Below are 21,707 nucleotides of genomic sequence, written 5' to 3'. Positions count from 1 at the left end.
GGCGTCGCCTCAGCGGCGGAACATGCCGCCCATCATGCCGCCGACGACACCGCCGACGAAGGCTGCTCCGGCAGGATCGCCGCCGCTGCTGCGATGGGGAGCCGGTGCGGGCGCGCTGCTGGCCGCGGGGGCGGCGGCCCGGCGGGCTGCCTTCTGGCTGTTGTCGCTCGCGGTCGGCGGGCCGGCCACAACCTCCGAAAGCAGAGCCTTGTGCTGGAGTTTGTTCAGGTAACCCGACGCGGGATAGCCGCGCGCCGCCTGCCACCGCTTGAGCACCGACCGGGTCTCCTCGCTGAACACGCCTGTCTGTTTGTTGTCGAAGCCGAGCCCGCCGAGGCGACGCTGAACGTCGCGGCGCAGGTTCTTGTCGAGGCCGATCTGGTCCTCGGTAAGCTGGGTGGCCTCATCGGTGAAGGTCGCGGGATCGACGCCAGCGGTGAGGGTACGCGTCGCGGTCGAGGGGCCGCTCTTGATGGCCGCGAGGCGTGCCAGCGCCAGCGCCTTGAACTGACCGTTGGGGTAGGCGGAGAGGTAGGCGTTGAGCTCTTCCGGCTTGTTGCTCTCCTTCACCGAGCGCCAGTATTCGAGCTCGATGCCGTCCGAGCTGCCGCCGGTCGCCATTGGCGCGCTGCCAGCAGCCGTCGGTGCGGCATTGGCGACCTGGGTCGTCGGAGCCTGGTTGAGATAGACCGCGCCGGTCAAATTGGTGTGGCCCCAGGGCAGCTGACCCTTGTGGGTCTCCTCGTTGACCTGGGCGCGGACCGACGTCATCGCCTGCTGGATCTCGACACCGGGCTTGGTGATGTTGTCGATCAGCGCACGGGTGAACGGGCTGTTGTTGCCCTCCTGACCGTCGAGCGCGGTCTGGCCCGGGCCGGTGGCGAACGCGATTAGCGTGCCTTCGCCGGACTTCATCTCGGCAAGACCGCTCTGCACGTTGACGCTGCGGGTCGCGGAGTTCGACTTGATCTTGGCGGCGAACGGATTGTCGCGGCAGGCGTCAAGGAAGACCAGCTTGACCTTGGCGTCGCCCATGGTCTGCTCGAGCGTCAGATCGATGTTGATGGCAGCACCGAGCTTGACGTCCATCTCCGACTTGATGTCGGCATCGACAGGCAGAAGATAGTTGGAGCCGCCGACCGCGATGCCGTGACCGGCATAATAGAACACTGCGACATCGGAGCCCTGCGCCTTGCGGCCGAAGTCCAGCAGCTTCTCCGTCATCTGATCGCGCGAGAGGTTCGAACCTTCGATCACCTCGAAGCCGACATTGCGCAGCGTTGCCGCCATCGCCTTGGCGTCGATCGGCGGGTTCGGCAATTGTGCGACGTTCTTGTAGGTGCCGTTGCCGACGACGAAAGCCACACGGCGGTCGGCCTTCGCGGCACTGACCGACAGTGCCATGCACATCAGCGACGCGAGGAGGGTGAGAGTGCGCATCTGGAATCCCCAACAGAATCGAATTGCAGGCAGCAACAAATTGGCAACGAACTTACACGAATTGCCCGACTTGGCGCCACCAAGACTTGGCACCACCAAACGGCAGTTCGTCGCGTTCAACCCGCTGCTGTGTGGCAGAATGTGCACGATGGAAAGCCCCTCCAACGTGATCCAAATCACACGGCCACTTGGTTTTGTCGCACGAGGCGTCGGGAGGTTCAGCGCGCGCGGACAGGAACCGGCGAAGCCGGCTTCAAATTCAGGAGATTGCCGCAGAGGATCAGCGCCGCGCCGAGCACGGTCCAGGCATCGAGCCGCTCGGAATAGAGCAGCCAACCGACGGTCGCCGTGAGTGGAACCCGCAGAAAGTCCATCGGCACCACAATGGTCGCATCCGCGTACCGGAGCGCGCTGGCGAGGCAATAGTGCGAGAATGTGCCGCAGACCCCGATGACGAACAGCCAACCCCACAGGGAGGTTGACGGCCAGGTCCAGACATAGAGCGTCGGAAGCAGGCCCACGACCATCTGCACGACGATCATCCAGAACAGGATCGATAATGCGCTTTCGGTCCGGGTCAGCGATTTCGCCAATATCATGGAAATGCTGAAGCCGATCGCGGCTCCCAGTGCGATCAGCTGGCCCGGATTGATCTCGCCGGTGGCGGGCCGCACGATCATGACCACGCCGACGATGCCGAGTACGATCGCGGATACCTTCCAGACGGTCATGCGCTCGGACAGGAATGTTGCGGCCAGCAGCGCCGTCCAGATCGGCATGGTGAATTCGATCGCGACGACCTGGCCGATCCCGATCAGCGTCAGTGCGTAGAACCAGCCGAGCTGTGCGAAATAATGGACCCCGTTGCGTGCGAGGTGCTGGGGCAGGCGTTTGGTCGCGACCGCCTTGAAGCCACCGGCCCGGTAGATGATCGGCAGCAGAAGCGTGAACCCGATCACCGAGCGCACTTCCATAATCTCGAAGACGTTCAGCTCGCGCGTGGTCTCGCGCCCAGCGACCGCCATGACCAGCATCAGCGAAAGCCAGCCGGCCATCCACAGGGCAGCCATCGTTTTGGACGGTGTCGTGTTCATCGGCGCAGGTGTGGGAGGCGAGGGTCCTGAGGGAGAGCCGGTATCAGCGACATCGTCGCCATTTGCAACGGCCAAATCTGCCGGTGCAGCGATGCATGGCGGCGTGCTAAGGCATCAGTGAACAACGAGAACAATCGGGAGATATTCGCTCATGGACATCTTGCAGCCGGCCGAGTGGAAAAAACCGCGCGGCTTTTCCCATGGTGTCGTGGTCGAGGGACCGGGCCGCTGGGTGATGCTGGCCGGGCAGACCGGCGGCGACGAGACCGGCAATTACGCGCCTGACATGGCAGCGCAGGTCGGGACCGCGTTGAAGCGGATCATCAAGCTCCTGGGCGAGGCCGGCGCCGGCCCCGAGCATATCGTTCGTCTGACCTGGTACCTGACCAGCCGCAGCGAATATGAGGCAGCCGGGGCCGGCATCGGCACGGCCTGGAAGGAAACGCTGGGGCGCAATTTCCCGCCCTCGACCTTGCTCTACATCGGCGGTCTCGTGGACGACCGGGCCAAGGTCGAGATCGAGGTCACGGCGTTCGTGCCGGGCACATAAAAAATCGACCCGGCGAGATCGCCGGGTCGATTGTCAATCTACTCGTATCGGCTTAGCGCGAGAGCGAGATGTTGGCGCCGCGGAACTGGCTGTCGGCGCGCATCGTGACGTTCTGCTTGTTGCCGGATGTCTTGAGCGAGATGTTGGCGTTGAAGCCGGCGGTGGAGGCGAGCAGCTCATAGTTTCCGCCGGCGCCGCGGCCGGAAAGGGAGCCGCTGATATTGCGGCTGGCCTCGGACCAGCTGCCCGCGATGGCGCTGCCTTCAGCCCTGACGTTGGCGCCGAGGTTGAACTTGTAGGCGTCGCTGGCGCAGGTCAGCGACAACTCCATAGTCGGTCCGATCGGAGCGTATTTGGCCCGGCAGCGGATCCGCTCGGTCGAGCCGTCATCCAGAGTGACCGTGCCTGAGCCGCTCCAGCTGCCGGCCAGCGGGGCGAACGGGCCGGACTGGGCCTTGCTCTCGGAGTTGGCAATTCCGGCCGCAAACATAACGGCGGCCGCGATCAGCAACCGCCGGCCCAGACCGTTCGTCACGATTTTTCTATTGGCGCGATGCTTCCCACCGCCCGCTGCACGGTATGCCTGCAGATGCTCCATTCCACTTCCCCGATCCGGCGTTGCCGCTGAGTTGACCGTTGGCATATGCACCATTGATCGAAACTTTCACAAGTCCCCCGCTGCCGATGGTGCCGGAAACGTTAGCGCCCGGCGCGGTGATCTTGCCGTCGGCAACCGTCAGCAAGGAGCTTGCAGTCGGCTCACAGGAACCGCTCTTGGTCACGATGGTGACCTGCCAGTTGCCGTCATAGGGAGTCTGGGCGAAAGCGGGCGCGGCGAGGGTGAAAACTGAAGCGGCACAGAACGCCGCAATGCGAGCAAAACGCATAAAATCCGTCCTTGAATTTGTCTGATATGCTGACCCTTATTCGGGCCAAATGTGACGGAAATTTGGTGCGGTGCCAAATCGAAAATTGTTCCTGTGGGAACAATGGTTTATTTGGGTTTCCGGCTGCAATTTTCGAAGCAGAATCAACGAGCCCTCACGTTAAGGGTAAACGTCAGGACAGCGACTCAGGAAAGGGGCTTAGGAAAGGGGCTTAGGAAAGGGGCTTTAGGAAAGACTTGGCGCCGAGGTCGCGAACTGCTCGTCCTGAGTCTTGGACGGCAGCGCCTTGTGGACCTTGGCGTAATCGATCACGTCGGCCAGCAATTTGAGCCCGAGCGGGGCCAGCGCGCGCTCCCATAGCTCCCGCGCCGTCTCGCCCTTCTTGACGAAGCACCACTCCTGGGCCGCGATGGCGCCGGCGTCCATGCGGTCGGCGAGGTGATAGATCGTGCCGCCGGCGATCGGATCGCCTTCCTTGATGGTCCATTCCACGGCCGCCTTGCCGCGGTGACGCGGCAGCAGCGAGGGATGATAGCCGATCCCGCCCAGCTTCGCGGCCTCGAGCGCGTCCTTGCCGATCCGGGCGTGGCTGTGCGCGGTGACGATCAGATCGGTGTCGGGGGCGATCTCGGAGGCCACCACCAGTTTGGGGTTGGCCTGGACCACGACCCCGATGCCTGCCGCCTTCGCTGTCGCGGCGAGACGATCCTCGGCGTCGGCCACCACGACCCGCACGATCGAGACACCGTGCTCCCGGAGCATGTTCAGGGTGGTCACGCCGAAATGGCGGGAGCCGACGAGGGTAATGCGCATGGGTGTCCGATCCGTCTCGCAACTGCGTCATCTCCCGATAACACGTCCGGAGGTCCTGTCACCACCCGCGCCGGGTTTGCGCCGGTTATCAACAATGCACCGGGCGAGGGGTGCGCGATCAACTCCGCGATTGCGGCGTCGGCCGGTCCGGTGCTTCCATGCGCGCATGGCATCGGCTCGGAGCGAACGCATGCGGAGCGCGTGGTTTGTCCTTCTCGCGGCCCCGGTCGTAACCGTTGCGGCGCGCGCTGGCGGACCACCCTATCCGGCGGTTCCGCCCGAGGTTGGGGTGGCACCGTTCATCGGCCCGACCTGGGACACCTATCGCTGCGCGGAAGGGCCGGTCATCAATTTTGATCACGGCGCCTATTACGGCCAGGAGCCGCCGGCACTCTATCGCGGCTACGCGTACCGGCCGCATTACCGCTACAGCGCCTACCGTAGGCTGCCGCGCAAATATTTTTGCGTTTCGGACTAGCGTGGCCGCGCCACCACGGTCGGGCGGCAAGTGGAGATAGGCCGGTTCCTGTGTTTCGTTTTTAGCAGAGTGATCCAGGATTTGCCGGTAGAACGTGGACCCACCGGGGCTGGCGACATTTCAACCCGCATCCGTTTTCGAACCCGGATTTGGCCGCTGGCGTAATTGCCAGCGGCTTTTTCGTGCTCTGCCATCACGAAATCATCTGACGGTAACATGATCTCAACCAGCTTGGCGTATCGACGAATCCGTCGCGGATTTGTATTGCGTACCGCGACACCGAGATTGTCCCGCCGGCGTGGGTGCGCCGTGCGGGCTTTTTCGCCGGGACCTATTTCATGCCGAGCGCGATTGAGCAGATCGTCGACGTCTATGTCCGGCTGAAGAACCGGCGCGGCCTCGACGAACTGATGATGCACAGACAGCGGCTTGCGGTCGATCTGAAGAGCAGGTCCGGCTACGATTTCAGCCTGCCGATCGGCCAGATCGACGAGGAGATCGCGATCATCGAAGCCGGCCTCAGCCGGCTCAAGTCGGGCGATATCGCAGCGACGGATGACGGCCGGCCAGTTTGACGCTCAGTCGCGCCGGCCGCCGTCGATGACGGTGAACAACGGCCGCGCCGAGGTCGGCTCGACCAGCAATTCCTCTACCAGCGCGGTCGCCGCATCGACATATTTGCGCGTCGGCTTGTCGAGGGGGCGCGTGGCCTCGTCGTCGAGCGCGACCTTTGCGGCCTCGACCAGCTTGCGCATTCGCGCCGCGTGGTCATCGCCCGCCGTCAGCGTCGCGCGGGCCAGCGAGCGCAGCACGAACAGCTCGCCCTCGAGGCGGAGCAAACGGTCGTTGAGCCTGGTGAGGACGGCGTTGAGGTCGGCCATGGCGCGCGTTCGTTGCGGAAGATCCATCCTGCTCTAGCGGCGATCGGTGAACGGAGTCCAAACGGCATCGGCGCAATTGGGGCGATCTCCCCCTCAAGTCTCGGTCCGCGCCACATAGTCGCGTGCGAAGGCGAGATACCAGTCGAGGCAGGCGGGATTGGCCATCGCCTCCCGGTTGATGACCTTCTCGACGGGCTGGCCGAGCAGCAGCTTCTTGATCGGCAGTTCCTGCTTCTTGCCCGAGAGCGTGCGCGGAATTTCGGCGACCGCAAGAATCTCGTTGGGCAGGAAACGGCGCGAGAGGCCGGCCTCGATCGCCTTGTTGATCTTCGCCTGCATTGCGCCGTCGAAGGCGACGCCTTCGCGCAGCACCACGAACAGCGGCATGTAGCTGTCACGGCCGAGATATTCGAGATCGACGACGAGGGAATCCAGCACCTCGGGCAGGGCCTCGATCGCGGAATAGAGTTCGCTCGTGCCCATGCGCAGGCCATGCCGGTTGATGGTGGCATCGCTGCGGCCATAGATGATGCAGGAGCCGTCCGGGTCGACCTTGAGCCAGTCGCCATGCCGCCACACCGGCCCGCGGCCGCTGCCGTCGAAATTGTCCGGATAGGTCTCGAAATAGCTCGCCCGATAGCGCGCATCGCCCTTGTCGTTCCAGAAATAGAGCGGCATCGACGGCATCGGCTCGGTGCAGACGAGCTCGCCGACCTCGCCGATGACGGCGCGGCCCTGTTCGTCGAAGGCTTCCACGGCAGCACCCAGCAGACGGCACTGCATCGCGCCCGGCGTCTGCGGCAGTTCGCGATTTCCGCCAATGAAGGCGCCGGCGAAATCCGTGCCGCCGGAGATGTTGGCCCACCAGATATCGGCCTGCACCTTGCTGCCGTTGGCTTTCGAGAGCGCCGCGAAGCGGTCGTTGAACCACGCTTGCGTGTCGGCGCTCAGCGGAGAGCCGGTCGAGCCGAGACATCGAAGCTGTGAGAGATCACCGGCGGCGGCGAGATCGATCTCGGCCTTGACGCAGTTGGCGAAGAACGCGGCGCCCGCACCGAAGAAGGTCGCTTTCGACTGCGCGACGAAGCGCCACAGTGTGGTCCAGTCCGGCTTGTCTCTGGCGCCGCCGGGGCTGCCGTCGAAGATGCAGCAGGTGGTGCCGCTGAGCAGGCCGCCGACCTGGCTGTTCCACATGATCCAGCCGGTCGAAGAGTACCAGTGATAGCGCTCGCCGAACGAGTTCTCGTGGTATGAGCAGCCGAGATCGTTGTGCAATCCCAGCAGCGCCAGCACCACGATGACGATGCCGCCATGGCCGTGCACGATCGGCTTCGGCAGGCCGGTGGTACCGCTGGAATAGACGATCCAGAGCGGATGATCGAACGGCAGCCAGACCGGCTCGAACGCGTCGATCTCCGCGCCCGTTGTTGCGACGATCTCGGAGAGCAGGGCGTCCGCCGCTGCGGGCGCGACGGCCTCGCTGTGCAGGATGACGTGCTCGACCGTCGGCAGCGATCGCCGCAGCTCGGCGAGGACGTCTTTGCGATCGTGCCGGCGGCCGGCATAGGTGACGGCGTCGCAGGCAATCAGCACTTTGGGTTCGATCTGCTTGAAGCGGTCGATCACGGCAGGCGCGGCCATATCGGGCGCGCACACGCTCCAGACCGCGCCGATGCTGGCGCTCGCCAGGAATGCGATGATGGTCTCGGGGATGTTGGGCAGATAGGCGGCGACGCGGTCGCCGGGCTTGATGCCTTTTGCTTTCAGGTGCAGCGCGAGCGCGGCCGCCTTGCGCCGCAGCTCCGGCCAGCTCGTCTCGTAAAGCTTGCCGTCCTCGCCGCAGCTGACGATCGCGGGCAGGCCGGCGGCGTCAGCCGCATCCACATGGCGGAACACCTGCCGGGCATAGTTGACCTGGGCGTCAGGAAACCAGATCGCGCCGGGCATCTTGCGCTCGGTGATCACCGCCGCAAACGGCGTGGGCGATTGCAGATCGTAATAGTCCCAGATGCTGTGCCAGAACCCGTCGAGATCGCGCACCGACCATTGCCGCATGTCTTCGTAGGTCGCGAAGGTGAGGCCGCGCTGCTCGGCGAGCCAGTTGCGGTAGAGGGCGATCTGGGGAACGAAGGGTGAGGTCATTGCGGATCGATTTTGATTGCAGGGAGAGGAGTGTAGCCGGCGATGGAACGAAGTAGAAGTCGCAGTTCGCGCAGCCGCGTCTGGCTCGCCAAATCCGGGCGATCGCCTTTGAGCCACCAGAAGTTGCCATTTCGCCGGGAACGCGTATGCACTGCGTCTGGGATCATAGTGTGAGACATTCAAATGACGATGGAGCTGAGGGGCGCGAGTGGTGAGGGATTTGCGACGGTTGGCGCTGATGGTCGCGTGCTGGATTCCTGGTTTCCTCGGCTGCGCCTGGTTGTGGCGGCCGACAAGGCCGTGACGGTACGGCTGACGAGCGACGAGATCGTCAGATCGTTGGGTGCATCGGCGGACGGATATGCGCGACACGATGATATCCGCGATGTCGAGATCGTTTCCATTCGTACAGAAATTCACTCTCTTGCATCTGCGCCGACTGATGTGCACGACGCGTATCTTCGACTTCATCTCCTGAGCCACCGGCTCGTCCAGCCCCATTGCCTGAATCTTGAAGGAATTTTCGGTCTTTTGCCCAACGTTGCCTGGACGACACTCGGTCCCTGTGAATGCTCTCGTGTCCCGGAAGCGCGAATGGTGGCGCGAAAGCGTGCCCTCGCGTTTGAGGTGGCAGGCATCGATAAGTTTCCGCGCATGACGGATTATGTGACGCCTGCGGACGTGAGAATTGCAGATGCGGACCGTGTAAGGCTCGGAGCCTACCTGGCGCCGGGCACAACCGTCATGCATGAGGGCTTTTGCAATTTCAACGCCGGTACGCTCGGCCCCTGCATGGTCGAGGGCCGCATTAGCGCCGGTGTGGTTGTGGGAAGCGGCAGCGACGTTGGCGGCGGAGCATCGATCATGGGCACTCTGTCCGGAGGAGGGAAAGAGAGGGTCACAGTTGGTGAGCGCTGCCTGATCGGAGCCAACGCCGGCATCGGCATTTCATTGGGTGACGATTGTATCGTCGAAGCCGGCTGTTATGTCACGGCGGGCGCGCGCATCCTTCTGGAAGATGGCCGAATCCTGAAAGCCAGAGAACTATCAGGCCAGAAGGGCCTTCTGTTTCGTCGTAATTCCCAGAGCGGTGCGATCGAGGCAACCAAACGTACGCCAAATTGGGAGGGCCTCAACGCGCAACTTCACAGCTAGGCCACGACGGCCGCAGCGTTGCTCCCTGGCCGCCGTCGCAGAACAGCCTCAGCTTGCCGGCTTCGTCGGTTGGCCTACCACGGCACCCCGGCCCAGCGCCTTCCGAACACGGGTGGCTTGGTCTTCACCGCTTCCCAGCCGAAGAAATGGTGCTTGCCGGACCAGGTGTGCACCACGCCGCTGCAGATCCTGCACTTGAAGCTGCCGGAATGCACTTCTGCGTGCTCCTCCCTTGTCGCGGTGTAGTTCATGCCGCAACCCGCGCAGGTGAATTCTTCGATCGTCCAGATGGTATTGGCCATTGCACCGAAAGTGGTTTGGGGGACCTCGATGGAAGCGTAGGTGCGCGCCTTTGCATCGGCGTAAACCGGTTGGACGAAATCCGGTTAACCGTCGTTAATGCTCCGCATGTCGCGGTCGATGCGCATCTGTACGCGCCTGATGGCGAGCAACGGCAGCCTGCCTTGCACGCGCCCGGAGCGGGCCCTGTCGCCGACGGCATAGGCGTAGCGCCAATAGCCCGGTGCGGCGTTTGGCTTCAGGGAAAAGTGGATGCCGCGGTGAATTCCCGCATGTGCGACGGGCTCTCTGGGGCGGCGTGCCATCGTCTCGGAATGCCGAATGGCCCGATGCGTTCCTAATCACCGGCTCGGGCCGGCTCGGTCGTCTTGACGCCGGGTGCGCGGCTGGCAATAACGCTGGGCCGCGCAAGTGCCGGAACCCGCGTCAATGCCGCAAGGAAAGCCGTGCCCGTGAAAAGTCTGCGTCAGCTCCTGACGGGCGAGGACATCATCCAGCTCGTGATCCGCGTCGGCCTGCTCGGCCTGCTGATCATCTGGACCTTCCTGATCATCCGCCCCTTCGTGCCGATCCTTGCCTGGAGCGGCGTGCTCGCGGTTGCCTTCTACCCGGCCTTCAGCTGGGTCGCGAAGATCCTGGGCGGCCGGCCCAAGACCGCAGCGGCGATCCTGACCCTGATCACGCTCGGCATCGTCATCGGTCCTGCGACCTGGCTCGGCATCAGCGCAGTGGACGGCGTGCGCGAACTGGCGCACCAGCTCGGCACCGGCGACCTTGCGCTTCAATCGGCGCCGGAACAGCTGAAGTCGTGGCCGGTCGTTGGCCCCTGGCTATTCGAGCTCTGGGAGCAGGCCTACAACAACATCCGCGCGGTGCTGCGCGAGGTGGCGCCGTATCTCCAGCCGCTGGCGGGACCGCTCTTGTCGCTCGCGGGCGATGCCGGCGTCGGCACGCTCCAGTTCCTCGTCTCGGTGTTCGTGGCCGGCTTCCTGTTTCCGCACGGGCCGAGGCTGGTTGCGGCCGGCCGCGGTTTCCTGTTTCGCATCGTGCCCGAACAGAGCGAGCATTTCCTGGGGCTCGCGGGCGCGACCATCCGCGCCGTGGCGCAAGGCGTGATCGGCGTCGCGATCGTGCAGGCATTGCTCGCCGGCATCGGCTTCAAGCTTGCCGCGGTGCCGAGCGCAGGCCTGCTCGCCTTCATCGTGCTGCTGCTCTCGATCGTGCAGATCGGCGCCTTCCTGGTGCTTCTGCCGGTGATCATCTGGATCTGGACCGCCAAGGACGTCACCACCGCGCTGCTGCTCACCGTGTTTCTCGTCGTCGTCGGCTTCCTCGACACCATGTTGAAGCCGCTGGTGATGGGGCGCGGCCTGACCACGCCGACCATCGTCATCTTCGTCGGCGTGATTGGCGGCACGCTCGCCCACGGCATCGTCGGCCTGTTCATCGGCCCCATCATCCTGTCGGTGGCCTGGGAGATGATGATGGCCTGGATCAGGACGGAGGACCGGGCAGAGGCGGGGGCAAGGGCGGGGACGGCGGCGGGCGAGGGCTGATCCGGCGCCTCGAACGGGGATCGGCCTGCCGGTTCAATCAGACCTGGCGGCGTTGCCCCATACGATCAAGATCCATCCCGAACTTGTCTATCGGACTAGACAAGTTACCATGGGCTCGATTCTATTTTCGATTACGGCGGACATGGCGAAGTCTTCCAAACTGGTTGCCGCCAAGCGCGGCAAGGTCTTGTTGGTCAGACGGCGGTCGGACGGCCTGTGGATGTTTCCGGGCGGCCGCAAGCGGGCGCGCGAATCCGACAAGGACTGCCTGCGGCGGGAAATCAAGGAAGAGCTGCCCAAGCTGAAGCTCGGCCGGATCAGCCTCTGGAAGGAAGTGACGACCAGGAACAAGCGCTCCGGCCGCAAGATGAGCGACGCGATCTTCATCGCCAAGGGCGCCAAGGGCAGGCTCGCGATCGGCGACAAGCACGAGATTGATCGCGCCGTCTGGCAGAAGCCGCGCGGCATCCGCCTGACGCCGACCTCGCGCTACATCCGCGACCGCCTGTTTCCGCGGAAGCGCGGGTGAGCTAGTCCCCGTCGTCCTCCGATGAGAGCTGTATCCGTCCGGTGTGGGCCCGCGAAGAATTGGCGCGCGGTTGCGGCGCGGAGATCCTGGCCATTTCGGTTTCGCGCTGCTCCTTGCGAGCCTGGCGCGCGCGCTTCATGGCCTGCTTGACCTGAGGGTTCGGCGAATCCTCCGCGAAGAACAGCACCACCTCGCAGCTCGGACATTGCCTGGAATAGCCGTCCTGCAACCGTCCCGCGCGGTCGCGGAACACGGTCTTGCAGCGCGTGCACTGAATCTGGACGAAACTCATGCGCGGTCGATCGACAATGACTGATGGAAATGGATCGTCAGGTGATCCCAAATGTCTGAAGAAAGCTTGAACGCGTCGGCGACCTCAAGCCGCTTGAACAGCCGCCTATTGCTTGGCCGCTATCGTGTCCAGGCAATGGTTGAGATAGACGGTGCGATCCCTGGGCAGCACCTTCTCGAGATCCGCCTTCAGCGCACATTCGCGCTGCCGCATCTGCTCGGCCCGCCGCTTCTCTGCCGCCTCGCGATATTCGGGTGCAACCTTGTTGGGATCGACGAGAGCCTGCGAGCGGGCGGGAGCCGTCACGGCGAGTGCAATGGCGGTGATGATCATGAACTGTTTCAAATGAGCCTCCGTAAAAGGCTCATCCTAGCGCTCGGGCTGCGAGAGCTCAAACGGCAAGTTCGGCGAGACCACCGGCAGCGAAGTTGAATCGTCTACCTGAAGTTGGGACTAGGGGAAGTCCCTCACTTCGGGACGTGGTCGATCTTGTGGCCGAGATGCCCGGTGTCGTGATCGCGTCGCAACTGGCTGAGCGATGTCTCGTTCAGCTGGTGCAGGACCTCGCTGAGTTCAGTCGTATCCGGATAACCGGCAGCAAAACCCTTGCCGTAGATCTTGCGCAACGTACCGACCAGCGTCTTGCCGTGCTTCTTGCTGATCGCGCCATCCTTGTCGCGGTGGCGATGATCCAGGCCCGTGTCCTTCATGGCTTTCTCCCTGAGTGGCGTCTGCGCGCCTGGAGAGAGCGTGCTCCCAAACGAGTTGATTGGCAACGGCACGGCGCGCGGCAGTTGAGCGTCGTCAAGGTGTGGAAAGATCGAAGGACGTGTGAAGCAGTTCACAAGCGATGGTTGAGATCGCTGCTACGAAGGCCTCATTGCTTCACCAATTGATACTTTGAAAACGCCCCAGCGCTCCACCAGGCGCTGGGGTTTTCACGTCGATCACCGCAAGGGCGAGAGCGCGCGACGCCCGATCGGATGGGCGGGTGATTCCGAATGCTGCCGAAGGCGGGCGGACTACGCGGCTTGCTCCTCGAACGAGGTGTAGACTTGGCCCCCTGGACCAATCACCTGAACGCCCCAGCACCCGTCGGCGATAAGTTCCTTGGCCTTCTTGAGGGCGGCGGTGAGTGACAGCCGCTTGAGGCTGACGATTCCTGCCGTGTCGAAACCGCTGATTTCAAACATGCCGCTCCTCCCTGTTTTGTCGAATCCTACACTTTTTGAGCGGGTTGTCTCGCGGCTTTTGGGGCAGGGGCCGGCGCACGAACACACGCTGGCCAAAATCGCGAAAACAACCCCATGCACAGTAGCTAAGTCCTGCTGGCGCAACGCTTTCTTTTTGGCACACGGCGGTCTTGCATCCGGCGGAGACGCCGGTTGACGCGTCGGGCAAAACAGGCGTAGTGTGCCAACTTCGGAAAATCCGCTTCGGGCCGAGGCGGCGTCCCGGGCTCGGGAGGAGCTCTCGCATCGGCCTGCGAGTTATGTCTGTCGCACGACCCCGTAGTCGGCCGGGGCGGCGGGGTCTGCGGCAGGCCGCGGCCGCTAACGTGAAATTAAGCTGAAAAGCCGACAATTTTAGACAGTTGTAGATGGGTGCTGCGTAAGGGAGCCGTCGCGAGGACGTTCCGGCGACGGCTTCCTGTTGCTCGCTCATTTGGGGTCAATGCCATGACCGCGACTTTCGAAACGCAAGGCCTTGTCGAACAGCTCGACCCTGCCGCACTGGCTGCGGCCATCGCCGCCGACGAACCCGCAAGCTTGGACGCTCCAGAACCCGTCAAGCGGTCCAGCCGGACGTCGGTTATGACGCTGTCGGTGTGTGCGCTGGCCATCAACGGCGCGGCGGCGATCTACACATGGCCGTCCGGCTTGCCGTCGCTCAATCTGAGCAGCCTGGCTGAGTTGCTACCGCGGCAAGAGGCTTCAGCGCCAAAGCCGGATCCGGTTGTCGCTGCCTTGAAGGATATTCAGTCGACCCAGCAGCAACACACGGCTTCGCTGCAGGAGAGCAACCAGGCATTGCAACAAAACGCGGCTGTGCTGCAGGCGGATTCGATGGTGCTGCTTTCGCTGCGACAGAGCATCACGGACGAACGGGTCGATGTGAGGAAGGTATCTTCGCAGCTGTCCACACTGATTGCGAAGATCGACTCGCTGCAAAATGCCATGATGTCGGACGTCACGTCCTCCGTTCGACGAGCGCATGCGCGCTACGGACTGTCCGCCGCGATCCGTAAGCGGATCGCCCGGCAGTCGAAATCTATCGGGCCAGTTTCGGTGGGAGGAGCTCCGCTGAGCACGCCGGCTACGGTGTCAGCTCCGGAGAGCTGAAGGTAGGTCAGGCAAATCATCTGGGGCTGTGTGCGCCATCGCGGCCGGGTTCGCGTTGACGGGCTGGCGGGCCCTAACCCAGTTTAAGCGGCCGTTGTGCGGCGATGCCTGGTTGGATAGAATAAAGCCTGTGTCAGCGTCAGTTGCGTCCGACGGTCATGATTACGTACAAGCAGTACCATATCGAACGGCTTGAGCACGGGCCCAAGCGCTGGGTTGCTCGCATCACGCGGACAGACGGCCAGAACCTCCGCACGATTTTGCCAGCGTCCGAGCGCCCCTACCTCGATACGAAGCCGACAACGTCCGCCGAGGAAGCTGAGGCGCTTGCCAAGGAAGGCATCGACTTCGGCGGCGTGGTGTAGTCCGTCGTCGCGGTCCTGACTTTCATTCGCGAGCTCGCCGTTGGGGTCGTCCGTCTTCGCAGCGGGCTTTTATCCGAAAACTATTGTGGCTCGGCCGGCTTGTCTCGCTCATGGCTCTCGGCTTCGGCGGCCGCGCACGCATCCATGCCATGGCATTTGCTGAGATAGTACCGAGCGCCTGCGAAGATCGAGCAAACGATCACCACGGAAACCAGCAGGAAGATCATCCACCGTCGATTCAACATTTCCACGACCTTCTGCACCCTCCATCCAACGCGGCCCGTTGGCCTGACCGGCCCAACCAGGCGAGGCGAAAGCTCGACAAGCTCAAATCAGACCTTGCGCTTCGGATTCAGTCGAGCCTCACGCTCCAGCCGCTCGGACTTCAGGCGTTTGAGGTTTTCCTGAAACTCCGGAGTGGCTTGACTGTCCGCTATTGTCTGTCTCGATGCTATCGGATTGAGGGTCCTTCGATCGGCTTCGTCCGCGATTTGTTGCTCGGCCGACCGTTTGGGTTTGATCATTTGCTTTTTGCCTTGAGGCGAGATTGACCAAGCGGGCGCCGGTCAAATCATTTTCGATTTGGCCGATCGCGTCGAACGTTCTGGAATTCCTCGGGTCCCTTGACGAGCCGCCGCTTGCGGCTGGCCTGGTCATCCGGGCTCGCTTTGTTGTCTTTGAGCTTGTCGATCGCTTTACCCGCCATTTCCCGAGCCCGCTCGGACGAGGCCTTGGCGGCAGACGTAACCGCGAGGGCGGGGGCGGGTTTGCCCAAGCCAATATCGACCAGCCGACGGATGGATTCAGAGCGAGCCGGAGTGTCTTCCTGCCGCGACGCCCATGCGTCGATCTGAACGACAGTCGCCTCCGGCCAGCGCGTGCCGATCTGGACGCCCTGACCAGTAGCGGGGCGGCCGCGATGCTTTTTGGCACGAATCTTTTTTGCTGGTTTCATTTTATTTGGTACCAAAAAATCAGGCGGAGGGGAAGGGCGAACTTCCGATAACTGTGCCTGCTTGATCACTGTCACCGCAGTCCCCACGCAACATGTCGATCGCAGATTTGAAGTCAGGCGGCGCCCCGTAGAGGGAGCGCCAGTTGTACAGCAAACGGTCGGGAAGCATTGGCCCGGATGAAGGCCTGCAAGGCCGGCGTGATCTCGGCGCGCCCTGTGACGCGCTCGGCCAGCTCGTCAGCGATCTCGCTGGTCGCATCGCGAGCCCGGCCCTCGATCGCGTTGAAGGCGACGATACGGACCGGATAGGCGTACTGCCCGGAGAGCAGGTCGCGGATGATGGTCTCGACGTCGGTGTCCTGCTCGTCGGTCTCCCGCCAGGAGCAGCCGGCGCGCGCGCCCAAGTCTTCCAGCACAAGGTAAATCTCCCGGTCGAGCCTATCCAGCGGCACGATCGACGGCGCATGACGCATGACGCAACTCCTACTCAGGGAGCAATTGCGCTGCTGTCGGATCGTTCCGGCCGTCGGCCGTGCGCCTTGGCGGGTCGGGGGCCAGCCAAGCCGTCACAGTGAGGCAAAGAAAAGAGGCCGCCCACCGGGCGGCCCTTCCCGTTAGCTCGGTGCTCTCAATCCAGGTGAGCTAATCCATTGCTGGAGCTGGAGGGCGGTTTCGCTTATGCGCGCCGCTTTCAGGAGAGTTTCGCGCTTCGCTCCGAGCGGAGCCGCCTCGGCGCGGCGGCGGGCTTCCTCCGCCAATTGAGCAAGTCGCGTTGTCAGGGGAATGGTTTGTTTTTTTCTGGTTGGCATAGGGTGGCTCCGCGTAGGGCGGGAGCACGAGCAGCTCTCAGTCACCGATAGATGCCGTGATGGGCCGGTGATCGAATGACTAGGCGCTTGTTCAGTCAGAATAGATACTGAATTCCGCACCAAAGCTGGGGGTGCGCGCGTACCATAAGCTTTCCTCATGAAAACGCCGCCCGCTTGAAATGAAGCGCAGGCGGCGGCGTTCCAGCCCCGAGAGGGATCAGCAAAATCCCGGACATTCATTGGTCTGAGCCGGCTACATAAAGGTTCACTCCACTGGCAGCAGGCGGAGTCCCGGCCTACACGGGGGAACGACAGGCCGGAGAACGCGCCGAAATCGTAAGAGCTACTGCTTTGTTTGTGATTGTTGCGTTCGGCGGCGCGATGATCGCCGCCGGCTTTATGACGTCTCCAGCATCGGCGGGCAAAATGAATGGGAAGCCTGGGGGCGGACGTAACTCGGCGCATTATGATACCCCCAGCAGTGGCACAGCGAAGCCACCGACCGCAACGAAGAAGCCTCCTCAGTGAGCCATCAAAGGGCCCGCCGGCTAAGCCTGGCGGGCCTCATACGTTGGTGCCCATTTTGGGAGGGGCGAAGTCAGGCCGCACATCGGCGCCGCGACTACCGCAGACTTGGCAGATAAACCGCCGTTCAAGATCAGAAAGCCGCAGTTCGTCGGGCCAGCGATCGGCGCTGACCGCGACGTGATGGCCGCAGTGGCACCAGACCATGACGCCGCTTAAGCCCATCTCGCGCAGCTCGCCGAAAGTGATCTTGACCGGGCGGCGACTGAAATGAGTGGCGCTATGACGGCGGAGCGAGGCATGCCCCATCAAAACGCGCCTCGATGCAGGCTGCAAATTATCGATTGGTAAGGGCGTCGGTCGGCGGCGAGCTACTGCGGGTCGTGGGTGTGGATAAGCCTCGGCGCTCGATGCGGGCTACTCCAGAGCGACGGTGTCGACTCTCAGGCAGGGGAGGCACCTGTAAGCATACACTGCCGGTAGGTTCACAATCGCAGGCAGCGTCGCGAGGTAGTCCATTCGCCCCCTGCATTTGCGGCAAATGAGGATCGGTGGGCTGCCCCGCTCCTTGCTGCGCGTCATCCGAAATGGTCCAAAAGCCGGCAGGGTAGTTCCCTTTAGACGGCTGCGCATGTCCGGTGGAGTACCGGGGACTATCGGAAATTGGACGTGTACCGTCTGGCGCAGAAGCTCGAACAGCAAAAGCTGATACGCAATGAGCGTGATGGCTGGACATTGACTGCCGGCGGCCAAAAGGAGCTAAACGCTATGAATTGGCGTGGTTCAGGCAAGAACCAACCACCGCCCCCGCCGCACGTTTCCTAAGTGCAGGTTTATCACGTTGGCGGGTTCGCGGTGCTGGAAGATCAGATGTGCGCCTTCACGACCGATTTTGAGCGCGGACGCACCGGCTATTCGCCAGATCGTGTCGACGCGCTGATTGAGCTGAGCGGGCGCAACATTGGACGCGTCCTGCCCGATGACGTTGCTCCTGTTCTCGAAAATGATCGCCGGGGACTCGGAGCTGTCTCTTCCGGGCGGCGCTTTGTTCTCGGGACGGGAGTTGATGAAAAAGCTGGTAGGCGGATTCCACGTCAAAATTGTTCGTTGGGTCGGTGCTTCGATATCGATTTCTGGTTGCAGCAGGTTGGCATACGCGAAGTTTTGTATTTGGAGAGCAGCGGTCAGCAATAGACAGACCACTCCGAAGAAAGCGATCCAAATTGCTGGAATTTTGTCGCCGCCGTACCAAGCACTGCCGGCAATCCCGCTAAGTAGGATACCCGCAAGGAGCGGCAGCCAGAACACGGCCAACTCGACGCTTCTACTCGCCATCTAGACTCACTCCGAATCAAGGAGTCGATAGTGGCCCGATGGAGGCGCACGCTGCACGTGCTCGGCAGCCCTATTTTCCTATGGCGGCAAAAGGGTCCAAGTGGCCCGGAATGCGCCCCGCATGAGCAAGGCTCCGATAAAACCGAAAATTTTAAAGCGGAGTATCTGTTGGTGAGCGCGCTGGGGCTCGAACCCAGGACCCCGTGATTAAAAGTCACGTGCTCTACCGGCTGAGCTACGCGCTCCCATGGCCGCTGATGGCTTTGAAGAGATCGCCATCGTCTTCGGTCATTTGGAAAAGCATGTCTTGCCGCCACATCGACGCAAGCGTTGCGGAAAAACCGGCTGTTTCCGGATCATGCTTTCGGCCCGCGCTGTGTAGGGGGATGGGGCGCGGAGGTCAATAGCTCGGGTGGCTGCCGAAGTTGAAGGCAACAGCGGGAATTCGCTCGCCGTTTCCAATGCTTGAGCCGGGATTTTCAACCGAGATGGCGGGCCGCCATCCACGCCGAAGAACCCGCGACGTCCGCCCATGGGCCGGATGCCGCGTTCGGAGCCCCGTCAGTTCGCTTCCCGCCGGACCTCGCTCGGCACCGGCAATTGCTGCGGCGTGCCGGCGGGGGTCGGCAGCGCGACCGGGCGCAGGCCGATCAGCTCGGCGGTGCGGATCGCGCTGTCGCGCCAGAACTGGAACGAGTTGATGCGGCTGAGCTCGAGGATGGCGATGGCGACCGCAGCCAGGAACGGCAGGCTCTGCAGCACCAGTACGCCAGCGAAGATGTAGATCTCGGTGATCTGGCGATAGCTGTTGGAGGCCACCAGCACGCCGGCGCCGATCAGGAGCAGGGCGCCGATCACGGCCTCCCAGAACGCCTGGAACTCGATCGACATCCTGGACAGGCCGCCCTTGGAGGTGCGCGCGAACGCGATGTGCTCGGTGATCAGTCCCTGCGCGACGGCGCGGGACACTGTCCACTGCACGCTCATCGCGGCGATCATCGCACCCAGCATCTGGCCGGGCTTGATCGCGACGCGCGCGCGGTACATCGACAAGAAGTGCGCGAGCGAGACGATGAAGGCGCCGATGATCGGCAGCGTCAGGATCTTGTCGGGAATGGCGATGTCGGCGAAGGCGACGATCGGCACCCAGACGAGGTTGAGCAGTGCCACGACCACGCCGAGGCTCTCGGCGCCCAGCCAGTTCAGCCAACCGAGGCCATATTCGCGCTTCTGGTCGGGCGTCAGCCGGCTCCGTCCCGGCAGGAAGTTCCGCCAGTGCTTCTTGACGATCTGGAGACCGCCATAGGCCCAGCGGTGACGCTGCTTCTTGAAGGCCTCGTAGGTGTCGGGCAGCAGGCCCTGGCCGTAGCGGTGGTTGGTGTAGTGCGTGGTCCAGCCGAGCTGCTGAATCGAAAGGCCGAGGTCGCTGTCCTCGCAGATCGTGTCGGACGACCAGCCGCCGGCCATGTCCATCGCGGCGCGGCGGATCAGGCACATCGTGCCGTGCACGATGATGGCGTTGGTCTCGTTGCGCTGGACCATGCCGATGTCGAAGAAGCCGGCATATTCGCCGTTCATGATGTAGTGCATGATCGACAGATCGCCGTCGCGATGTTCCTGCGGCGCCTGCACCAGGCCGACACTGGGATCGGCGAACGCCGGCACGAGGTCCTTCAGCCAGTCGGGATCGACGACGTAGTCGGCATCGAGGATGCCGATGATCTCGGCGTCGACGGCGGTGCGGTCCATCGCGATGCGCAGCGCACCGGCCTTGAAGCCCTGCACCTTCTCGGCGTTGATGAACTTGAAGCGTTCACCGAGCGCGCGGCAATGATCCTGGATCGGCTGCCAGAACGCAGGGTCCGGCGTGTTGTTGATGATGACGACGCATTCGTAGTTCGGATAGTTCAGCCGCGACAGCGCATCGAGCGTCTGCTTGAGCATCTCGACCGGCTCGAAATAAGCGGGGATGTGGATCGAGACTTTTGGAAAGTAATTCTCCGGTACGTTCTCGACTGGCTTGTCCTTCGCGAGCAGGCGCTGCGGCGGCCGGCCGAAGGCGACGGCGGCGATCTCGTCGATGCGCGCCATCGCGATCAGCACAAGGGGAACAAGCAGGATCATGCCGAGCGTGAGCGCGAAGGCCGAGCCGAAGATGAAATAGTGCCCGTTCCAGAACGCGAACACGGTGGCGGCCCAGGCGCCGACGCCGTTGGCGGTGGCCGACAGCAGGAACGCCTGCTTCGCCGTCGGCTGCTGCAGCCGCAGGATCGGCAGCGACAGCAGGATACCGACCAGGAGCGCCACACCCATCAGCTTCCAATAATCGGGATTCTCCACCGGCCCGGTCCAGGCGAATTTCGGCTCGCGGCTGGCGTTGAGGATGCCCCAGTACGGACCGACGCCGCCTTCGAAGTATTTCCAGGGCTGATCGATGGCTTCGACAATGTTGTATTCCATGCCGATGGCGTCGGCGCGGCTGACGAAGTTGCGCAAGGTCAGTGCCTGCTGGAACGGACCGGGGTCGGCGTTGCGCAAATTGTAACCCGCGCTCGGCCAGCCAAATTCGGCGATCACGATGCGCTTGCCGGGGAACAGGTTGCGCAACAGATTGTAGCGGTCGACGGCCTGGTCGACCGCCTGGTCCGAGCGGAAGTTCTCCCAGTAGGGCAGCACGTGGGCGGCGATGAAGTCGACGTTGGAGCCGAGGTCGGGATTGTCGCGCCAGATGTTCCAGATTTCACCGGTCGTGACGGGCACGCGGACCGCGCCCTTGACCTTCTTGATCATCTCGATGAGGTCTTCGACCTTCTGCTCGCCGCGGTAGATCACCTCGTTGCCGACGACGACGCCGTTGACGTTGCTGTTCTTGCGGGCGAGCTCGATGGCGGCCTTGATCTCGCGCTCGTTGCGATCCTTGTCCTTGTCGATCCAGGCGCCGACGGTGACCTTGAGGCCGAACTCGGCCGCGATCGGCGGCACCAGTTCCACGCCGCCCGTGGACGAATAGAGACGGATCGCGCGCGTCATCGTCGACAGCGTCTTCAGGTCGGCGCGGATTTTCTCCACCGTCGGAATGTTGTCGATATCGGGGTGAGCCGAGCCCTCGAACGGCGCATAGGAGACGCTGGGCAGCAAGCCCTTGAAGTCGGGCGCGGGTTCCTTGTCACGCAAGACCCCCCAGAGGCCGGCGTGGAGCGCGGACACAAGCAACAGAACGGCGGCGACAACCCGCATCGCGGCTAAACCAAAAGGGGCT

The 21,707-nt window shown here is 63.0% G+C and carries 29 protein-coding genes and 1 tRNA gene; 9 read left to right on the top strand and 21 right to left on the bottom strand.

Features of this window, described 5'->3' with window-relative positions; genetic code table 11:
- Window positions 1-9: 9 nt before the first annotated feature.
- Both AC0L3A_RS04170 and AC0L3A_RS04165 read right to left on the bottom strand, forming a co-directional pair.
- Window positions 10-1,440, bottom strand: a complete 1,431-nt coding sequence (locus AC0L3A_RS04170; protein ID WP_007590751.1) for a caspase family protein — start codon at window positions 1,438-1,440, stop codon at window positions 10-12.
- Window positions 1,441-1,658: 218 nt separating this feature from the next.
- The gene (locus AC0L3A_RS04165) at window positions 1,659-2,534 is read right to left on the bottom strand and encodes a DMT family transporter (protein WP_007590753.1); all 876 of its coding nucleotides are present in this window, start codon (window positions 2,532-2,534) and stop codon (window positions 1,659-1,661) included.
- A 151-nt stretch (window positions 2,535-2,685) separates the two neighbouring features.
- On the opposite strand from AC0L3A_RS04165, the gene AC0L3A_RS04160 reads away from it, so the two are divergent.
- Window positions 2,686-3,084 (top strand): RidA family protein, encoded by a 399-nt coding sequence (locus tag AC0L3A_RS04160; protein WP_219684152.1) that lies wholly within the window; start codon window positions 2,686-2,688, stop codon window positions 3,082-3,084.
- Window positions 3,085-3,136: 52 nt separating this feature from the next.
- On the opposite strand, the gene AC0L3A_RS04155 is transcribed toward AC0L3A_RS04160, so the two are convergent.
- From AC0L3A_RS04155 to AC0L3A_RS04145, 3 genes are all read right to left on the bottom strand, one after another.
- Window positions 3,137-3,682 (bottom strand): hypothetical protein, encoded by a 546-nt coding sequence (locus AC0L3A_RS04155; RefSeq protein ID WP_007590758.1) that lies wholly within the window; start codon window positions 3,680-3,682, stop codon window positions 3,137-3,139.
- Window positions 3,627-3,971: a hypothetical protein gene (locus AC0L3A_RS04150; RefSeq protein ID WP_007590760.1), complete on the bottom strand. Its 345-nt coding sequence runs from the start codon at window positions 3,969-3,971 to the stop codon at window positions 3,627-3,629. The genes AC0L3A_RS04155 and AC0L3A_RS04150 overlap by 56 nt, the downstream gene beginning before the upstream one ends.
- Before the next feature lie 225 nt (window positions 3,972-4,196).
- A complete protein-coding gene (locus tag AC0L3A_RS04145) occupies window positions 4,197-4,784 on the bottom strand; it encodes a formyltransferase family protein (protein WP_007590762.1) in 588 nt (195 codons plus the stop codon).
- A 190-nt stretch (window positions 4,785-4,974) separates the two neighbouring features.
- On the opposite strand from AC0L3A_RS04145, the gene AC0L3A_RS04140 reads away from it, so the two are divergent.
- Both AC0L3A_RS04140 and AC0L3A_RS04135 read left to right on the top strand, forming a co-directional pair.
- Window positions 4,975-5,262, top strand: coding sequence for a hypothetical protein (locus AC0L3A_RS04140; RefSeq protein ID WP_007590763.1), 288 nt, complete (start codon window positions 4,975-4,977; stop codon window positions 5,260-5,262).
- A 338-nt stretch (window positions 5,263-5,600) separates the two neighbouring features.
- Entirely contained in the window at window positions 5,601-5,837 is a 237-nt protein-coding gene (locus tag AC0L3A_RS04135; RefSeq protein ID WP_026233472.1) for a hypothetical protein, read from the top strand.
- A gap of 3 nt (window positions 5,838-5,840) precedes the next feature.
- Here AC0L3A_RS04135 and AC0L3A_RS04130 read toward each other — a convergent pair whose 3' ends face one another.
- The gene (locus tag AC0L3A_RS04130) at window positions 5,841-6,143 is read right to left on the bottom strand and encodes a hypothetical protein (protein WP_007590765.1); all 303 of its coding nucleotides are present in this window, start codon (window positions 6,141-6,143) and stop codon (window positions 5,841-5,843) included.
- A gap of 93 nt (window positions 6,144-6,236) precedes the next feature.
- Window positions 6,237-8,285, bottom strand: coding sequence for an acetoacetate--CoA ligase (locus AC0L3A_RS04125; RefSeq protein ID WP_473253654.1), 2,049 nt, complete (start codon window positions 8,283-8,285; stop codon window positions 6,237-6,239).
- A gap of 183 nt (window positions 8,286-8,468) precedes the next feature.
- Between AC0L3A_RS04125 and dapD the strand changes: the two genes are divergently transcribed.
- Window positions 8,469-9,440: a 2,3,4,5-tetrahydropyridine-2,6-dicarboxylate N-succinyltransferase gene (gene dapD, locus AC0L3A_RS04120; protein WP_007590771.1), complete on the top strand. Its 972-nt coding sequence runs from the start codon at window positions 8,469-8,471 to the stop codon at window positions 9,438-9,440.
- A 74-nt stretch (window positions 9,441-9,514) separates the two neighbouring features.
- On the opposite strand, the gene AC0L3A_RS04115 is transcribed toward dapD, so the two are convergent.
- Together AC0L3A_RS04115 and AC0L3A_RS04110 are read right to left on the bottom strand one after the other, a co-directional pair.
- Window positions 9,515-9,742: a hypothetical protein gene (locus tag AC0L3A_RS04115; protein WP_007590775.1), complete on the bottom strand. Its 228-nt coding sequence runs from the start codon at window positions 9,740-9,742 to the stop codon at window positions 9,515-9,517.
- Window positions 9,743-9,826: 84 nt separating this feature from the next.
- On the bottom strand, window positions 9,827-10,045 hold the full coding sequence (locus tag AC0L3A_RS04110) for a hypothetical protein (protein WP_007590776.1): 219 nt from the start codon (window positions 10,043-10,045) through the stop codon (window positions 9,827-9,829).
- Between the two features lie 141 nt (window positions 10,046-10,186).
- Here AC0L3A_RS04110 and AC0L3A_RS04105 point away from each other — a divergent pair, with 141 nt between their 5' ends.
- Window positions 10,187-11,296: an AI-2E family transporter gene (locus AC0L3A_RS04105; RefSeq protein WP_007590777.1), complete on the top strand. Its 1,110-nt coding sequence runs from the start codon at window positions 10,187-10,189 to the stop codon at window positions 11,294-11,296.
- A 142-nt stretch (window positions 11,297-11,438) separates the two neighbouring features.
- Window positions 11,439-11,825 carry an NUDIX hydrolase gene (locus tag AC0L3A_RS04100; protein WP_219684146.1) on the top strand — a complete coding sequence of 129 codons (387 nt, stop codon included), beginning with the start codon at window positions 11,439-11,441 and terminating at the stop codon, window positions 11,823-11,825.
- Window position 11,826: 1 nt separating this feature from the next.
- On the opposite strand, the gene AC0L3A_RS04095 is transcribed toward AC0L3A_RS04100, so the two are convergent.
- The 4 genes from AC0L3A_RS04095 to AC0L3A_RS04080 form a co-directional block, all read right to left on the bottom strand.
- A complete protein-coding gene (locus AC0L3A_RS04095; RefSeq protein ID WP_473253653.1) occupies window positions 11,827-12,117 on the bottom strand; it encodes a hypothetical protein in 291 nt (96 codons plus the stop codon).
- A 105-nt stretch (window positions 12,118-12,222) separates the two neighbouring features.
- Window positions 12,223-12,450: a hypothetical protein gene (locus AC0L3A_RS04090; RefSeq protein ID WP_198288291.1), complete on the bottom strand. Its 228-nt coding sequence runs from the start codon at window positions 12,448-12,450 to the stop codon at window positions 12,223-12,225.
- A 134-nt stretch (window positions 12,451-12,584) separates the two neighbouring features.
- Window positions 12,585-12,827: a hypothetical protein gene (locus AC0L3A_RS04085; protein WP_473253652.1), complete on the bottom strand. Its 243-nt coding sequence runs from the start codon at window positions 12,825-12,827 to the stop codon at window positions 12,585-12,587.
- Between the two features lie 312 nt (window positions 12,828-13,139).
- Window positions 13,140-13,310, bottom strand: a complete 171-nt coding sequence (locus tag AC0L3A_RS04080) for a hypothetical protein (protein ID WP_007590796.1) — start codon at window positions 13,308-13,310, stop codon at window positions 13,140-13,142.
- 486 nt (window positions 13,311-13,796) lie between these two features.
- On the opposite strand from AC0L3A_RS04080, the gene AC0L3A_RS04075 reads away from it, so the two are divergent.
- Together AC0L3A_RS04075 and AC0L3A_RS04070 are read left to right on the top strand one after the other, a co-directional pair.
- On the top strand, window positions 13,797-14,459 hold the full coding sequence (locus AC0L3A_RS04075; protein ID WP_219684143.1) for a hypothetical protein: 663 nt from the start codon (window positions 13,797-13,799) through the stop codon (window positions 14,457-14,459).
- 158 nt (window positions 14,460-14,617) lie between these two features.
- Window positions 14,618-14,824: a hypothetical protein gene (locus tag AC0L3A_RS04070; protein ID WP_007590800.1), complete on the top strand. Its 207-nt coding sequence runs from the start codon at window positions 14,618-14,620 to the stop codon at window positions 14,822-14,824.
- Window positions 14,825-14,904: 80 nt separating this feature from the next.
- Here the strand turns inward: AC0L3A_RS04070 and AC0L3A_RS04065 are convergent, their stop codons facing one another.
- The 7 genes from AC0L3A_RS04065 to AC0L3A_RS04035 all read right to left on the bottom strand — a co-directional run bounded on the left by AC0L3A_RS04065 (window position 14,905) and on the right by AC0L3A_RS04035 (window position 18,693).
- Window positions 14,905-15,087 carry a hypothetical protein gene (locus AC0L3A_RS04065; protein ID WP_157158529.1) on the bottom strand — a complete coding sequence of 61 codons (183 nt, stop codon included), beginning with the start codon at window positions 15,085-15,087 and terminating at the stop codon, window positions 14,905-14,907.
- A 69-nt stretch (window positions 15,088-15,156) separates the two neighbouring features.
- A complete protein-coding gene (locus tag AC0L3A_RS04060) occupies window positions 15,157-15,348 on the bottom strand; it encodes a hypothetical protein (RefSeq protein ID WP_007590801.1) in 192 nt (63 codons plus the stop codon).
- 47 nt (window positions 15,349-15,395) lie between these two features.
- Window positions 15,396-15,854: a hypothetical protein gene (locus AC0L3A_RS04055; RefSeq protein WP_245285851.1), complete on the bottom strand. Its 459-nt coding sequence runs from the start codon at window positions 15,852-15,854 to the stop codon at window positions 15,396-15,398.
- Window positions 15,855-15,892: 38 nt separating this feature from the next.
- Window positions 15,893-16,252, bottom strand: coding sequence for a hypothetical protein (locus AC0L3A_RS04050; protein WP_473253650.1), 360 nt, complete (start codon window positions 16,250-16,252; stop codon window positions 15,893-15,895).
- A gap of 900 nt (window positions 16,253-17,152) precedes the next feature.
- Complete coding sequence (locus AC0L3A_RS04045) at window positions 17,153-17,422, bottom strand: hypothetical protein (RefSeq protein WP_007590810.1); 270 nt, start codon at window positions 17,420-17,422, stop codon at window positions 17,153-17,155.
- Window positions 17,423-17,896: 474 nt separating this feature from the next.
- On the bottom strand, window positions 17,897-18,427 hold the full coding sequence (locus AC0L3A_RS04040) for a hypothetical protein (RefSeq protein WP_157158530.1): 531 nt from the start codon (window positions 18,425-18,427) through the stop codon (window positions 17,897-17,899).
- 190 nt (window positions 18,428-18,617) lie between these two features.
- Window positions 18,618-18,693, bottom strand: a tRNA-Lys gene (locus tag AC0L3A_RS04035).
- 2 nt (window positions 18,694-18,695) lie between these two features.
- On the opposite strand from AC0L3A_RS04035, the gene AC0L3A_RS04030 reads away from it, so the two are divergent.
- The gene (locus AC0L3A_RS04030) at window positions 18,696-18,830 is read left to right on the top strand and encodes a hypothetical protein (protein ID WP_256375789.1); all 135 of its coding nucleotides are present in this window, start codon (window positions 18,696-18,698) and stop codon (window positions 18,828-18,830) included.
- 179 nt (window positions 18,831-19,009) lie between these two features.
- Here AC0L3A_RS04030 and AC0L3A_RS04025 read toward each other — a convergent pair whose 3' ends face one another.
- A complete protein-coding gene (locus AC0L3A_RS04025; protein ID WP_354160852.1) occupies window positions 19,010-21,685 on the bottom strand; it encodes a glycosyltransferase in 2,676 nt (891 codons plus the stop codon).
- Window positions 21,686-21,707: the final 22 nt, after the last annotated feature.

The organism is Bradyrhizobium sp. MI1.3, assembly GCF_055811695.1.
This window is presented reverse-complemented; position numbering and strand designations above follow the sequence as displayed.

Bases quoted from the DNA above. Each gene is read 5' to 3' on its own strand.
- AC0L3A_RS04140 (WP_007590763.1), top strand. From the start codon at position 4,975: ATGCGGAGCGCGTGGTTTGTCCTTCTCGCGGCCCCGGTCGTAACCGTT.
- AC0L3A_RS04155 (WP_007590758.1), bottom strand. From the start codon at position 3,682: ATGGAGCATCTGCAGGCATACCGTGCAGCGGGCGGTGGGAAGCATCGC.
- AC0L3A_RS04045 (WP_007590810.1), bottom strand. From the start codon at position 17,422: ATGGGGCATGCCTCGCTCCGCCGTCATAGCGCCACTCATTTCAGTCGC.
- AC0L3A_RS04090 (WP_198288291.1), bottom strand. From the start codon at position 12,450: ATGATCATCACCGCCATTGCACTCGCCGTGACGGCTCCCGCCCGCTCG.
- AC0L3A_RS04145 (WP_007590762.1), bottom strand. From the start codon at position 4,784: ATGCGCATTACCCTCGTCGGCTCCCGCCATTTCGGCGTGACCACCCTG.
- AC0L3A_RS04030 (WP_256375789.1), top strand. From the start codon at position 18,696: ATGGCCGCTGATGGCTTTGAAGAGATCGCCATCGTCTTCGGTCATTTG.
- AC0L3A_RS04150 (WP_007590760.1), bottom strand. From the start codon at position 3,971: ATGCGTTTTGCTCGCATTGCGGCGTTCTGTGCCGCTTCAGTTTTCACC.
- AC0L3A_RS04095 (WP_473253653.1), bottom strand. From the start codon at position 12,117: ATGAGTTTCGTCCAGATTCAGTGCACGCGCTGCAAGACCGTGTTCCGC.
- AC0L3A_RS04115 (WP_007590775.1), bottom strand. From the start codon at position 9,742: ATGGCCAATACCATCTGGACGATCGAAGAATTCACCTGCGCGGGTTGC.
- AC0L3A_RS04075 (WP_219684143.1), top strand. From the start codon at position 13,797: ATGACCGCGACTTTCGAAACGCAAGGCCTTGTCGAACAGCTCGACCCT.
- AC0L3A_RS04110 (WP_007590776.1), bottom strand. From the start codon at position 10,045: ATGGCACGCCGCCCCAGAGAGCCCGTCGCACATGCGGGAATTCACCGC.
- AC0L3A_RS04125 (WP_473253654.1), bottom strand. From the start codon at position 8,285: ATGACCTCACCCTTCGTTCCCCAGATCGCCCTCTACCGCAACTGGCTC.
- AC0L3A_RS04170 (WP_007590751.1), bottom strand. From the start codon at position 1,440: ATGCGCACTCTCACCCTCCTCGCGTCGCTGATGTGCATGGCACTGTCG.
- AC0L3A_RS04165 (WP_007590753.1), bottom strand. From the start codon at position 2,534: ATGAACACGACACCGTCCAAAACGATGGCTGCCCTGTGGATGGCCGGC.
- AC0L3A_RS04060 (WP_007590801.1), bottom strand. From the start codon at position 15,348: ATGATCAAACCCAAACGGTCGGCCGAGCAACAAATCGCGGACGAAGCC.
- AC0L3A_RS04135 (WP_026233472.1), top strand. From the start codon at position 5,601: ATGCCGAGCGCGATTGAGCAGATCGTCGACGTCTATGTCCGGCTGAAG.
- AC0L3A_RS04160 (WP_219684152.1), top strand. From the start codon at position 2,686: ATGGACATCTTGCAGCCGGCCGAGTGGAAAAAACCGCGCGGCTTTTCC.
- AC0L3A_RS04080 (WP_007590796.1), bottom strand. From the start codon at position 13,310: ATGTTTGAAATCAGCGGTTTCGACACGGCAGGAATCGTCAGCCTCAAG.
- dapD (WP_007590771.1), top strand. From the start codon at position 8,469: ATGACGATGGAGCTGAGGGGCGCGAGTGGTGAGGGATTTGCGACGGTT.
- AC0L3A_RS04070 (WP_007590800.1), top strand. From the start codon at position 14,618: ATGATTACGTACAAGCAGTACCATATCGAACGGCTTGAGCACGGGCCC.
- AC0L3A_RS04085 (WP_473253652.1), bottom strand. From the start codon at position 12,827: ATGAAGGACACGGGCCTGGATCATCGCCACCGCGACAAGGATGGCGCG.
- AC0L3A_RS04130 (WP_007590765.1), bottom strand. From the start codon at position 6,143: ATGGCCGACCTCAACGCCGTCCTCACCAGGCTCAACGACCGTTTGCTC.
- AC0L3A_RS04100 (WP_219684146.1), top strand. From the start codon at position 11,439: ATGGCGAAGTCTTCCAAACTGGTTGCCGCCAAGCGCGGCAAGGTCTTG.
- AC0L3A_RS04025 (WP_354160852.1), bottom strand. From the start codon at position 21,685: ATGCGGGTTGTCGCCGCCGTTCTGTTGCTTGTGTCCGCGCTCCACGCC.
- AC0L3A_RS04050 (WP_473253650.1), bottom strand. From the start codon at position 16,252: ATGCGTCATGCGCCGTCGATCGTGCCGCTGGATAGGCTCGACCGGGAG.